The sequence below is a fragment of the Nostoc sp. genome (assembly GCF_036919615.1).
In the GTDB taxonomy this organism is placed as follows: Bacteria; Cyanobacteriota; Cyanobacteriia; order Cyanobacteriales; family Nostocaceae; genus Nostoc.
In genome coordinates this window covers 1-13,122 of record NZ_JBALCN010000089.1, presented here as the reverse complement: position 1 = coordinate 13,122, position 13,122 = coordinate 1, and the positions used below count along the sequence as shown (strand labels likewise).

The following is a 13,122-nucleotide window of genomic DNA, read 5'->3' as shown; positions in this document are numbered from 1 at the left end:
TTGATTTCTTTGCCAGTGCTGGTATCCCACAGTTTCACTGTGTTGTCAGCACTGGCTGAAGCTAGCAGCTTGCCATCCGGGCTGAAGCTGACGCCTTTAACAAAGTTTGTATGCCCAGTCAGGGTTTTGATTTCTTTGCCAGTGCTGGTATCCCACAGTTTCACCGTCTTGTCAGCACTGGCTGAAGCTAGCATCTTGCCATCCGGGCTGAAACTGACGCCATAAACAAAATCTGTATGCCCAGTCAGGGTTTTGATTTCTTTGCCAGTGCTGGTATCCCACAGTTTCACTGTGTTGTCAGCACTGGCTGAAGCTAGCAGCTTGCCATCCGGGCTGAAGCTGATGCCATAAACAAAGTTTGCATGTCCTCCCAAGGTATTAGGTACAGCAGTGTTATCAACCGTATTTAATAATACCATTTTTACCTGTGTGTGGGTATTCGCATCTAACCAGGGTTGACCTTGGATTTTTACAGCAGCTTTGATGCTGGATATGAGAGCTTTGGGTCGATCTAAAGTCAAAAGCCCATCGGAACTTTGGGCAAAGGCATTAATTTGATTGATTTCAGCATTCCGCCAGCCTATAACCGCTAGCCCAGCTAAACCCAAAGCGATTCCTAAACCACCAACCAACACTGAAATAGTCAGTCGTCTTCTGCGTTGCTCCTGCTTTTTCTCCCAATCCCGCAGTGCTACACTAGCTTGGATAAACTTTTGCTCCCTTTGGCTAAGATCCTCTCGGCGTTGTTTCAGCTTTTCTTCCGCATCCGCCAACGCAGCACCCCGCAACAGCGCCCCTTGATCCGGTTGTGTTTGTTCCGATTGATACATCGCCACCCGTAACCGTTCTTGCCAAGTGCGAAAGCTACGGTCTGTGTCCATCCATTGCTGTAGTTCGCCCCAATTGCGAATTAGTGCCTCATGGACAACTTCTACTGTTTCTTGGTTGGCAGCATTTTGACTGGTGACCACTAATCGCGCATCACGAGCAGCCAGTTTTTGTACCAAAGACCATTTGTCCTCACCCAATTCTGCTTTAGTTGCCAATCGTCGCGTATCCTCAGTTCCTTCTCCCGGACGTACTAATTGGATGAAAATTCGCCGCATCTGTTCCTGTTCAATCACACTCAACTGGCGATAAGTATAATCTGCATGACGAGCTAGGGCACCTTGTACTTCACCAATTTCCTCATAAACTGCATGAGTTAACTGTTTACCTGTTCGTCGTTTCCACAACTCGGTCAAAGCAAACTCTAGCAGAGGTAAATTTCCTGGTTCATTTTTTATGTCATCTAGAACGCGTTTTACCAGTCCATCTTGAAATGTCACCCCCAACTTTTCAGGTGGCTTGACAATTATCTGGGAAATTTCGGAGCGGTTCATCGACCTGATTTTGACATCAGCGTTTCGTAACACATCTCCAAATTGAGGATAGGAGAGGGCATTTCCTAAGAAATCCGCTCGTAAGGTAGCAACTAGTACATTAGTATTGCTAAAACCAGATGGGAAACCGGCTAATAAGATGTCTAGAAAGCGATGGCGAATTTTCTGGTCACTACACAGTGTATAAAGTTCTTCAAATTGGTCTGCAATTAACAGCACCCGATGATTAGGATGCCGACGCTGAATATGGGAAAATATATCAGGAAGAGTCACCTTGTCATCGTGAAAATACTTAGCTAATGCTCGTGCTTGGGCTATCTGGACAGTAGCATCACCAGATGTATATAGAGGAACTAAGGACTCAGCTAAAGCTTGAATTGGGTCAGAACCCGGACGGAAGTGAGTAAATAGCCAGTGACCTGCTTGTTGCAGCTTCGGTACTAATCCCGCCAACACAACTGAAGATTTCCCACTTCCTGATGCACCCAACACGGGTATAAAATTCCGATTTTGAGTTGCCTCAAACAGTTCTTCGACGAATACTTCACGCCCAAAGAAAAACTCTGTGTCATCGGGCCCAAAGTGAAACAAACCGCGATAAGGACACGGAATCTTTTTATCATCCGCGTCGGCAGACTCAACAGTTACTACCTTCGCATCTTCACGGTAGTAGTAGTTGGTGATTGTGATCATAGCGCGATCGCCCTGAACCCCAACACTACCATCCCCGGAAATAACGGTGCTACTGTTTATATCCTGTCCAACTTTGATGCTTCGATCTTCATTTTGAAATCTGCTGTTACTCATTTGTGCCTCACAAGCAATTAAAAAGCGTTAAATTCCCAAACCAACTATACTCAGTAAGTTGTGCCAATTTTTACCTAACCAAGCCACTGTGTTAGTTAAGTGGGGTTTGAGTTTTTCAATCACAGACGCAAACCCCTCAGCTTTTTTGGCATAGTCAAAAGCTCGCTCTAATGCCTTACCTACCTCGTTTTTATCTGGTTGTGGTTTGTTTAATTCTTCTTCAGCATCAGCAACAGCATTGTCAATTTTACGAAGGTCTGAGCTTGACAAATTTACCAATATCTCACGTAGGGCGTTGAGTTCCCCTCGCATATCAACACTTGACGGTGCAGGTAAACTCACTGTTTGATACTGTACTGAGGTAATATTGTGATCACCTGTTGTGATGGCACTACCAGTGACACTACCACCAACAGAAACTGAGCGATTTTGTCTGCCCTGGCGATCGGCTTCGCTGCGCCGCAGGCGATCGCTACTCATATCCTTATTGAAAGTTAGAGATTTTACAGGCATTGGCTGAGGTGTATTAGCTAGTAGTTTCGAGTCAGAACTACGCCGCCTAATTTTGATGACTGGGGTTTCTGATTCTGCAATCCCCTCTAAATCAATGGCAGCACAGCCGAGTTCAAAACAAACCTCATAAGGTTTGCCAGCACCCAAGGCATCATAAAAGCCAACAGCAAACTTAATTGCCGCTTGATCCCCAATTGCCTGATTCATCCCCATTACACAATCAATATGTTGGTGAATTGCTACGGCTTGGTTTTGACTGTAACAGGCGTTGAGCAAAACACAATCAACATCTTCTTGAAACGATTTAAATAGCCTTGCTAGGGATTCTGTGCTGACCAGTTGAATTTGCCCAGAGTTATTTTCCAGCACTAAACCAGTACTGCCTGAACCATGTCCAGAAAAATGAACAATTGTCGGCTGGTGGTCTAATAGTGCACGACGCAAGTCTTCAACTCGTATCGCCCATGAGGTAACGATTTCAAAACAAGAGCGATTATTGGCTCTTTTTAACGCCGCTTGGATTTCCCGTACTTCTTCATCCAAGCGCAACTTATTTGTATCTTTGGGATTAGCTGATACGATTAAGATTTTTTTCACCATGATTATAAGTTGTGGGAAATATACTAGTATCCAAGCCTTAATACAGGCGGAGCATACTATTTTTCGTAATTTTGAAATAATTACACTAATTAAAATTTTTTATCTTGTAATAGTTAATCGTGCAAACATATTGAGATAATCCCGCCAGAATGCACGATTACGTTCCTATTTACATTAACGGTGAGCTTTGCCATTTATTCGATCAAAACGGTGAAGCCATTCCCAAAGTTAATCGTCATCACCTAACCCAAAATGAATCCTATGAACAGCAATATCAGCACAGGCTCAGCAATCAAGCTGAATGAAGCATCTTTGTCTGGTTTAACAAATAACGTTCGCGTACCCAATTACGATCGCCATCAAATTACTAACGGTATTGTCCATATCGGTGTGGGTGGTTTCCATCGAGCACATCAGGCTTTATACCTCGATAATTACTTTCATCAAAATCCCGGTAGTGAATGGGGAATTTGCGGGGTTGGGCTACTGGAATTCGACAAGCGGATGCGGGATGCACTGAACTCACAAGATTGTTTGTATACCTTAGTTGAAAAGTCACCATCAGGCGTTGGCGCAGCCTCTCCCCAGGAGAATCGCGCTCGTGTGATTGGGGCAATTACCAAATATCTGTTTGCCCCAGATAACTGCCAAGCAGTGATTGACACCTTAGCAGATCCCAAATGCCGCATTGTCACCCTCACCATTACTGAAGGAGGCTACTACTATATTGAAGGCAGCGGTGAATTTGATGCCAATCACTCGACGATTCAGTACGATTTGCAGCATCCTGATCAGCCAATTGGAGTATATGGTTTTTTGACAGCAGCCCTTAATCGCCGCCGTCAACAGGGAATAGCACCATTTACCGTGTTGTCCTGCGACAATTTGCAAGGTAACGGCAACATTGCCCGCAAAATGTTAACCGCATTTGCCCAAATGCGCTCTCCAGAGTTAGGACGTTGGGTGGCTGAACAGGTAGCCTTTCCTAACTGCATGGTCGATCGCATTACCCCCGCCACAACCCCAGCAGATATCAAAATGGTGGCGGAGCAGTTTAACATTGATGATGCCTTTCCAGTTGTTGCCGAACCGTTCCTTCAGTGGGTAATCGAAGACAATTTCTGTGCAGGTAGACCCGATTGGGAATCAGTTGGCGTGCAGATGACTAGCGATGTTCATCCCTACGAGATGATAAAAATCCGGCTGCTCAACGCCAGTCATTTGTTGATTGGCTATCTCGGCACTTTGGCCGGCTACACTTACGTTCATGAGGTTATGGCCGATCCATTAGTTCGGCAAGCCGTTGATAATTTGATGGCAGAGGTTGCGCCCACACTCCAACCTGTACCAGGGATTGATTTGGACGATTACAAAAAAACCTTAATTGAACGCTTTGCCAATCCTAAGATTCGTGACCAACTGCCGCGCCTTTGCCTCAATAGCTCCGCCAAAATACCAAAATTTGTTTTAGGCTCAGTCCGTGACGCGCTACGCAAAAATGTGGCGATTGATTACATGAGCTTAACGGTTGCTGCTTGGTTGCGTTACCTGAATGGACTCGATGACCAAGGTAAGGCCATTCCCATTGATGACCCAATAGCAGATACTTTGACTCAACTAGCTCATTCTAGTGGTTCCAATGCCAAACCATTGCTCAACCTGACTGAGATTTTTGGCGATTTATCGCTGTCGCCTTTTGCCGATGCAGTTGCAAACCATTTACGCAAATTGCATGAGTTTGGAGCTAAAGGAACATTAGCCCGATTCTTAGAGAAAATTTAATCAGATGAAAACTGCGAATTTCCAAGGCGGAAATAAAACTTCCGCCTAGTACTTACGCATTGACAAAAGCAAAAATTTATGCTTTACTGCGTCTTTTTCTATACGCAGGTATAGAACCATCAGAAAGCCACTGAAAGAAAGCGCAGTCAATGGTGCTCGGCTGAAGCTGGTAGTGATGGGCTACAGTTACTAGAGAGTGAGTTTAATCATCAGGTATCAGAAAATTATCAGGAGCAAATGATGGCAGGCAAATTAGATGCAAAGGTAGCAATTATTACAGGTGCATCTTCAGGAATAGGGGCGGCGACAGCGATCGCTCTTGCAGAAGAAGGCGCACAGGTGGCGATCGCGGCTCGTCGAATCGAGCAATTGAACGAAGTTGCACAAAAAATTGAAGCGGTTGGGGGAAAGGCTTTACCGATTGTCACGGATGTCAGTGATGAAACCCAAGTGAATGATCTAGTGCAAAAGGTCAACACAACTTTGGGACGAATCGATATTCTTGTGAATAATGCAGGCATTGGAGGATTGGGAACAATTGAGGATGGCGATCCAGCAGAATGGCGGCGACAGTTCGACCTCAACGTTTTGGGATTGCTGTATGCGACTCATGCGGTTTTGCCTATTTTTAAAGCACAGGGCGTTGGGCATGTGGTCAATCTTTCATCCGTTGCCGGACGGACTGTACGGGCGGGTATAGGTGTGTACAGTGCCACCAAATGGGGCGTGAATGCGATCTCAGAAGCTCTGCGGCAGGAAGTTCACAAACACAATATTCGTGTCACGATTATTGAACCCGGTCTGGTTGCCACCGAATTTATCGACAACATAACTGATCCGGCTGCGAAACAAGCGCTGGAAGCCCGGTTCAAAGCCGTTACTCCGCTGCAACCAGAAGATATTGCACGGGCGATCGCCTATGCCGTTACCCAACCACCTCACGTCAACGTGAATGAAATTTTGATCCGACCAACGCAACAGGAATAGGACTTACACAAAATTATAAAAAACGAACCACATAGACGTAAAGCGGCTTCTCGCAGGATAGGACACATAGACGCGCCAGCGGCTTCCCGCAGGGTAGGAAACACGGTTTTAGAGAGTTTTTGCCTAAGTTTTATCGGGTTGATAATTTAGGAGGGGCATATTGACTGACATCGTAGTTGGCTTAGACTTGGGTACAGGAGGAGTACGAGCGATCGCAGTTGACTTACAAGGGCAAATTATCGCTCAGACAACCAGAAGCTATCGCCTGTTAACTCCACAACCTGCCTGGACGGAACAGAACTCGTCGGATTGGGTCGAAGCAAGTTTGGATGCTCTCTTCGATGTTACTCAACAGCTAAACGGACACCGGGTGATGTCTGGCGACAAGCCGCTGCGCGTCTACGCCCTCGGTTTGTCTGGACAAATGCATGGCATGGTTCCTCTCGACAGGGAAGGCAAAGCGATTAGACCGGCAATTTTGTGGAATGACCAGCGCACAGGTAAAGCTGTTGTTGAGATTGAAGCCACGATTCCCCGTCAGGAGTTGATCCAGCGCACTGGAAATCCGGCAATTACAGGGTTTCAACTCCCAAAGCTCCTATGGTTGCGGACTGAAGAACCACAAGCCTATGCTCGACTGTGGCAGATTCTTTTGCCCAAAGATTATCTGGGATATGTGCTAACAGGCGAACCAGTAACAGAACCATCTGATGCATCTGGTGTCGGGTGTCTGAATCTGACGAATCGGGAATGGGATACAGATATTCTCCATGCTCTCGATATCAACCCAAGGTTGTTCCCCCCAATAATCGAATCTACCGCGATCGCTGGACGGTTAAAATCAGAAATAGCTACCCGTGTAGGATTACCTGTGGGATTACCTGTGGTCGCAGGCGGAGGTGATAATGCCGCAGCAGCCATCGGTTTGGGCATCTCATCAAACAACCTGAACCGAGGTAGTTTGAGTATTGGGACATCGGGAGTTATCTTTGCACCGTGCAATCGCCCAATTCCCGATCCAGAAGGTCAGGTGCATTTGTTCTGTCATGTGGATGGCGGCTATCATCTGTTGGGAGTGACGCTGGCAGCAGGTGGTTCTCTGCGTTGGTATCGAGATACATTTGCACCGCATATATCCTACACCGATCTGATCGATATGGCAGAGCGATCGCAGCCTGGTGCCCGTGGTCTTCTATTTCTGCCCCACCTCTCAGGAGAGCGCAGTCCCCACCTCGATCCAGATACTCGCGGTGCTTTAGTGAATTTGTCATTAGCTCATACGCAAGCAGATATAACTCGTGCTGTTTTAGAGGGAGTTGCATTTAGCTTACGGTCAGCCTTAGAAGTCATCAGTGCGATCGCTCCCGTTGATCAACTCTTAGCAACGGGTGGAGGCGCACGCTCTCACATCTGGTTACGAATTTTGGCAGATGTTTTGCAAACAGAACTCATTGCTCCCAAAGCTGAAGAAGGAGCTGCTTACGGAGCAGCTATTTTGGCAATGGTGGGAATTGGTGTTTACCCCAATTTAGAAGCTGCACTCAATATCTACGCGCAGGATCGAAATGTGGTACAGCCGCAGGCAAATCCTTTGTATGAAGCCGGGTTTAAGCGCTACAAGCTACTTTACGATACCTTGAAAGCTGTTCGTTCATAAAACACCATTGCTAAAAGTAGGATTAATCTACCTGTGGTAAGTAGGTCGGCATGAAAAAAACTATGTAACCCACATTTTGCAAGAGTAAATGTACTCAAATTTTTTCCCTGTCAATTCGCTACGAACTTATGCAAAGCTGTACTAAGAATCAAGAATGAGCAGCACAAGATCCAGGAGTCAGCGCAGAACTGTTGGGTATCGCAGTTGGTGCTTGAGCAACTAAAACCACGTTACCATTGTCATCTACTACCCATCCTTGGGCTTCCACAAGTTGAATAGGTTGATTGAGAGAATTAACTTTCTGTGGACTATCTTCTGTGTACCTTGGCTGCTGAATAACCGCTCTGTTTTGCAAACCCTCAGCACGATTACTACCTTCCGGCTCCAGTGTTATCCAAGGAACCAACACTGCATCAGCCGTTAATGGTTCTGTGGGGCTAGATGCTACTCCTCCACGTCCTGTTACAGTAAATGAACTCTTTGCTAGTTTTGCACCACTATTACAGCTAGCAACAATTTTTCTGGAAGCATCAACCACCTTTTCCGGCAGTTCCACTAATCCTTTACTAGGGTCAACATCTGGGGAGTTAATTTGTACTGTGCCATTGAGTCCAAACTGGGAACTTGCGGTAATATCACTTTGGAGTGTATTGGATTTTTGACTCTGAATCCCAAATATACCTGTGGTAGTTATATCAACTTTACCGCCGTTCCCTTTGTATGCATTAGCAGTGATATCGCTATTTTCACTATTGACGGCGACGATGAAGCCTGATGGAACCTTAATCGTAATATTACCGCCATCTCCAAATGTCTGGGCGATGCCTGCATTAGTGGATATTTGACTGTTGTGGCGCAGCAGTAATAAGTCTTGTACCTGTAGCGTAATATTACCGCCTCGACCGAACTCACTTGTAGCTGTGAGTTTTCCTCCGTTATCCAACAGGATGGACTGAGCGCTTAAATTTAGATTGCCTGCTTTTCCTAGATTGGGTACACCCCCTTCGTAAATATATGACTTTAAAAGTTCACTGCTCACATTGATTACAGCCCCATCCCGGACAATCAATTGCTTTGTAGTGACGGTGACTTCTCCAGCATCTCCCGAACCTAAAGTTCTGGCCAACAATCTGCTGGGATCTGTTGCTGAAGTTCCAATGAGCTCTACAGACTCGGAAGCGTTCACCGTTAAATTCCCTCCTACTCCTGTAGCTGGTCTAAATAGCCGCTGTGAAGGAAATTCATTATCCTGTAAAATTCCGCTAGACTCTGTTGATGCTTCTGCCCCATCTTGGATACGCAACCTGTTAGTGTTGATTGTAATATCACCTGCCTTTCCAGCACCAAAAGTTGCTGTAGCTAATGTAGTTCTTCCAGTATTATTACCAACTAATTCTACGGACTCAGAGGCATTCACGATCAAATTTCCCCCCATACCCTGGCCTATAGTAGAAGTGAGTACTTGTGCGCCATCCCGAACAATTAATTTCCTACTGGTAATCATTAAGTCTTCGCCATTTTTGTCACCTGTAGTTTGCGTTAATAATAAAACACCATTACCAGCTAGTTCCACAGTGTTGCCTTGCACCTGGATAATACCGCCACCCTCACCACTCGTATTTACAACAGATGAAATATTAGAACCGTCAACAGTTCGTTGGAGTAGTTGAATGTTCTGGAAATCCTTGACTCTTTCATATCCCAAAACCCAACCTTGGTTCGTTGAGTTCAAAGTGACCAAACTATTGCTAGCGACACTTCCTAGTTCAATTTTTCCCGACTCTGCTGTTAAATTTCCACCCTCGAGCGTTATATCACCGCCTACCAATGCCAATGTTTTGCCTGGCTGCACTTTTAGACCTACAGGGTAACTTGCACCATCTGAACTTGCTTGGGATTGATTGCGGATGGGAGCCGCAGTTGCTCCGAATTGTAAGCCAGTGGGCACACTTACTGTTAGCAGGGGTATGGTTTGGGGGTTTATAGCACTAAACTTAGTCCCATCGGCAAAATTTATACTACTTGCTGTACTCGCTACAAATGAACCACCAATGTTTAAAGAAGCATTGGGACCAAACACAATCCCGTTGGGATTAATCAGAAACAGGTTGGCTGTACCCTGAGTTTTAAGGGTGCCATAAATATTAGAAGCATTATTACCCGTTACCCGGCTAATAATATTCTGAACACTGTCAGCATTTTTAAACTCAGCCGTACTCCCTTCAGGTACAGAAAACTCCTTAAAACTGTGGAACAAATTACTTTTTACTTGGGTTCCACCTTCAATAATTTTGAGCTTGTCCTGTGTTGTAACGCGAGAATTTTCAGTTAAAGTACTATCCGGGGTAATTTCTGCAATAGCGGAGTTTGCAGAGAAGGCTATTAAACTACCTATTGCAACTCCTAGACTTTTCAACCAGACCCAAAGGTTACTCATAATAGATATTACTCTTTTTTTACGTGAGTTCGACGGCATTGAAAACGGCACAAAAAAAGCTGAGACTGGTATTTAGAACAAAAATACCTATAGTGTCTCAGCGATGGAATCAATTGTATCTCGGCTAGATGTGACCCAAATTTTTTGTGATGTGGACGATTTTTGTAAACAGTGCAAAAGTATTTGGCAGCAACTACCGCAGCTACTATTAATCATGGGAGAGCGACACAGTAAGTCAAGGATGCACATAAGTGAAATGATGACGATTGTAATAGCGTTTCATGCTACTCAAACCCTTATACGCATAACTTGCACTTATGTGTATCTTGCCTCAATTCTCCTACTCCCTTATATATCAATCACAACAACGTTGATGCAGAACACACCAGATGCAATCCAGTTCGACGATCTCCTGCTCTGGAATCGCTTCTAAAGAATCCTTATCACTAAATTCAATTTTAGTTAGGTCAATACTACATTGAAACTTAAATTTTAAAGCTCCTTTCTCTACTATACCGTAATCCTCCGTTAGCTTATTGAAGTTAGAGTTATTCAGAATCTCACTCATTTCTAGCTTTATCTGATCTTTTAACTGCTTTAGCGTTTGAGTATCCATGACTGTTTGTTTTTATTGCAGAGATATTTATGAAATTATATTGTATTATCAAAGAACTCCATAAGACTAATTAAGAAAAATATCTATATAATCATTTACAGCGAAAATTTGGCTTTTGTGTGTGGCATAATCTAGAACCCAATCGCTCAAACAGCTTTCCTTTTCTGCTCTGACGTGACCTCGCTTATAACGCTGCAACGTCAAGGGGTCGCTGTGACCAAAAATTTCTTGAATAGTTCTTAAAGGTATCCCAGTACTAGACATCTGCGTCAGTGCCTGTGCTTTCTACCAAGATCATGGTCTATTTGATGATTTTACAGGCATTGTATTGAAGAAAAGTGAAGGAAAACGCATTGCTCAGGCACTAGGCAGGAACAAAGCTGCGATTTTACGCAATCACGGAATATTGACCGTGGGACATAGTGTGGATGAAGCAGCTTGGTGGTATATCAGATTAGAGGATACTGCTAAGGCACAATTACTAGCAGAAGCCGTAGGAAAACCTGTCCTGATTGACAACCACATCACCTTAAAGATACAACAACGTGGTGGTACTCACCAAGCAGGCTGGGGTGGATTCCAGTATTTGTGGGATGAAATTACTCACGATCAACCAGACTTGTTTGATCGATTAGGTATTGGGCATTGCTTATCCTCCTTGTCTTTTTCATCCCCTTTCTCCATCCCCACTCCCAACTTTTTCAGAAGAATTAATTATGCCAGTTGATTTTATTGGATTGATCCGGACAAAATCGGCTTCGGAATTAAATAGTGCATCAGGTACTCTAGGTGATGACATCATTGATCCAGCTTATGTTCGTGAATTTGCCAAAGCCCATGAACAAGGAGGCTTTGACAAAGTATTGATTGGCTATAGTTCTAGTAGTCCTGATGATTTGACTGTTGCCAGTTTCGCTGCTTCAGCAACAGAGCGATTGGGCTTTTTGATTGCTTATCGTCCGGGTTTTGTGGCACCAACTCTGGCAGATCGCAAGGCAGCTACCCTTGACCATTTTACCAACGGTCGTATAGCATACATATCATTACTGGTGGCAGCGCTGCTGACCAGCAAAAAGATGGTGACTGGCTAGATCATGACAGCCGCTACCGCCGCACCGATGAATATTTAGAAATCGTTCGTCGCATCTGGATAAGCGACACTCCCTTTGATTACGAAGGCGAATTTTACAGTGTCAAGGAATGCTTTCTCTGCAATTAAACCGTTGCAAAAGCCCTACATCCCGCTTTACTTTGGTGGTGCATCTGGCCCAGCCGTACAGGTAGGAGCCAAACACAGTAATGTCTACGCCTTGTGGGGTGAGCCAATTGCCGTAGTTAAAGAACGAATAGCAGAGGTACGTGCTGCGTTACCATCCGGTCGTTCTGTTAGCTTCAGCGTCTCCCTGCGACCTATTCTTGGTGCTACAGAACAACAGGCTTGGGAGAAAGCACATAGCATTTTAGTGCGAATTCAAGAGTTGAGAGGAGGGGCGAAAATATCAGCCCCAGCTAGACCCCAGGCGGTAGGATCACAACGTCTGCTGGATTTTGCAGCCAAAAATGAGGTTTACGATAAGCGTCTATGGACACCGATCGCAGCAGCTACTGGTTCGGCAGGCAACACCACAGCTCTAGTAGGTACACCAGAACAAGTGGCAGAGGACTTAGTTGATTACTACGATGCAGGTGTGACTACCTTGTTGATCCGGGGTTTTGATCCCCTAGAGGATGCGATCGCTTATGGCCAGCAAATGTAGATGACCGAAAACCAGTACCAGATATGACTAATGACTTGATTGGTAACGCCAGTTGCTTCTCCTATCGAAGACGCTGCGCGAACAAGTCGGCAGAGCCGCCCAACGGACTGGCTCAACTTTTTGGTGACAGAGGATACATCTCTCAAAAATTATTTGAGGAGTTATATGAGTCAGGGTTGCAATTAGTCACAAAATCTAAAAAGAAAATGAAAAATCGCTTGGTAAAACTGATTGATAAAATTCTGTTAGGCAAACGTGCTGTGATTGAGTCCGTTAATGACCATCTGAAAAATATATGTCAAATAGAACACTCTCGCCATCGGAGTCCATTTAACTTTTTGGTTAACTTGATGGCAGGGCTGACAGCTTATACCTATTTGCCCAAAAAACCATCTATTGACATTTACCCAAAAGACTTACCTGCACTGCCTCCTGCTATTTTTTAGTTCTGTCGAACTCACGTTAAAATAAGTTCTTCTATTGTTTAAGGAATAGGTTTGTGGAATAACAAAAGCCTCCTCAAATAATCATGAGGAGGCATTTTGTGAAATAAAGCTCCCTGGCATCGAGCTATTTTTGCGTAG

The 13,122-nt window shown here is 44.8% G+C and carries 12 protein-coding genes and 1 pseudogene; 8 read left to right on the top strand and 5 right to left on the bottom strand.

The window, feature by feature from the left end; genetic code table 11:
• Window positions 1-2,189: nSTAND1 domain-containing NTPase (locus tag V7K48_RS25155; protein WP_442949472.1), on the bottom strand; the 2,189-nt coding region annotated here is incomplete at its 3' end.
• A gap of 27 nt (window positions 2,190-2,216) precedes the next feature.
• On the bottom strand, window positions 2,217-3,302 hold the full coding sequence (locus tag V7K48_RS25150; protein ID WP_335076443.1) for a CHAT domain-containing protein: 1,086 nt from the start codon (window positions 3,300-3,302) through the stop codon (window positions 2,217-2,219).
• Window positions 3,303-3,554: 252 nt separating this feature from the next.
• On the opposite strand from V7K48_RS25150, the gene V7K48_RS25145 reads away from it, so the two are divergent.
• The 3 genes from V7K48_RS25145 to xylB all read left to right on the top strand — a co-directional run bounded on the left by V7K48_RS25145 (window position 3,555) and on the right by xylB (window position 7,728).
• Window positions 3,555-5,084, top strand: coding sequence for a mannitol dehydrogenase family protein (locus tag V7K48_RS25145; RefSeq protein ID WP_335076441.1), 1,530 nt, complete (start codon window positions 3,555-3,557; stop codon window positions 5,082-5,084).
• Between the two features lie 237 nt (window positions 5,085-5,321).
• Window positions 5,322-6,071 carry an SDR family NAD(P)-dependent oxidoreductase gene (locus tag V7K48_RS25140; protein ID WP_335076438.1) on the top strand — a complete coding sequence of 250 codons (750 nt, stop codon included), beginning with the start codon at window positions 5,322-5,324 and terminating at the stop codon, window positions 6,069-6,071.
• Window positions 6,072-6,231: 160 nt separating this feature from the next.
• A complete protein-coding gene (gene xylB / locus V7K48_RS25135; protein ID WP_335076436.1) occupies window positions 6,232-7,728 on the top strand; it encodes a xylulokinase in 1,497 nt (498 codons plus the stop codon).
• A gap of 148 nt (window positions 7,729-7,876) precedes the next feature.
• On the opposite strand, the gene V7K48_RS25130 is transcribed toward xylB, so the two are convergent.
• From V7K48_RS25130 to V7K48_RS25120, 3 genes are all read right to left on the bottom strand, one after another.
• Window positions 7,877-10,165 (bottom strand): two-partner secretion domain-containing protein, encoded by a 2,289-nt coding sequence (locus V7K48_RS25130; RefSeq protein ID WP_335076434.1) that lies wholly within the window; start codon window positions 10,163-10,165, stop codon window positions 7,877-7,879.
• A gap of 355 nt (window positions 10,166-10,520) precedes the next feature.
• Window positions 10,521-10,781 carry a hypothetical protein gene (locus V7K48_RS25125; protein ID WP_335076432.1) on the bottom strand — a complete coding sequence of 87 codons (261 nt, stop codon included), beginning with the start codon at window positions 10,779-10,781 and terminating at the stop codon, window positions 10,521-10,523.
• Window positions 10,782-10,847: 66 nt separating this feature from the next.
• Window positions 10,848-11,045: a hypothetical protein gene (locus V7K48_RS25120; RefSeq protein WP_335076430.1), complete on the bottom strand. Its 198-nt coding sequence runs from the start codon at window positions 11,043-11,045 to the stop codon at window positions 10,848-10,850.
• Window positions 11,046-11,109: 64 nt separating this feature from the next.
• On the opposite strand from V7K48_RS25120, the gene V7K48_RS25115 reads away from it, so the two are divergent.
• The 5 genes and pseudogenes from V7K48_RS25115 to V7K48_RS25105 form a co-directional block, all read left to right on the top strand.
• Window positions 11,110-11,508: a class II aldolase/adducin family protein gene (locus V7K48_RS25115; protein ID WP_335076428.1), complete on the top strand. Its 399-nt coding sequence runs from the start codon at window positions 11,110-11,112 to the stop codon at window positions 11,506-11,508.
• Complete coding sequence (locus V7K48_RS35165) at window positions 11,498-11,872, top strand: LLM class flavin-dependent oxidoreductase (protein ID WP_442949471.1); 375 nt, start codon at window positions 11,498-11,500, stop codon at window positions 11,870-11,872. The genes V7K48_RS25115 and V7K48_RS35165 overlap by 11 nt, the downstream gene beginning before the upstream one ends.
• On the top strand, window positions 11,815-12,000 hold the full coding sequence (locus V7K48_RS35160) for an LLM class flavin-dependent oxidoreductase (protein WP_442949473.1): 186 nt from the start codon (window positions 11,815-11,817) through the stop codon (window positions 11,998-12,000). Before V7K48_RS35165 ends, V7K48_RS35160 begins: the two co-directional genes overlap by 58 nt.
• On the top strand, window positions 11,972-12,538 hold the full coding sequence (locus V7K48_RS35155) for an LLM class flavin-dependent oxidoreductase (RefSeq protein ID WP_442949470.1): 567 nt from the start codon (window positions 11,972-11,974) through the stop codon (window positions 12,536-12,538). The genes V7K48_RS35160 and V7K48_RS35155 overlap by 29 nt, the downstream gene beginning before the upstream one ends.
• A pseudogene (locus tag V7K48_RS25105) lies at window positions 12,529-12,984 on the top strand (transposase); the annotation flags it as partial. The gene V7K48_RS35155 and the pseudogene V7K48_RS25105, both read left to right, overlap by 10 nt.
• Window positions 12,985-13,122 lie beyond the last annotated feature (138 nt).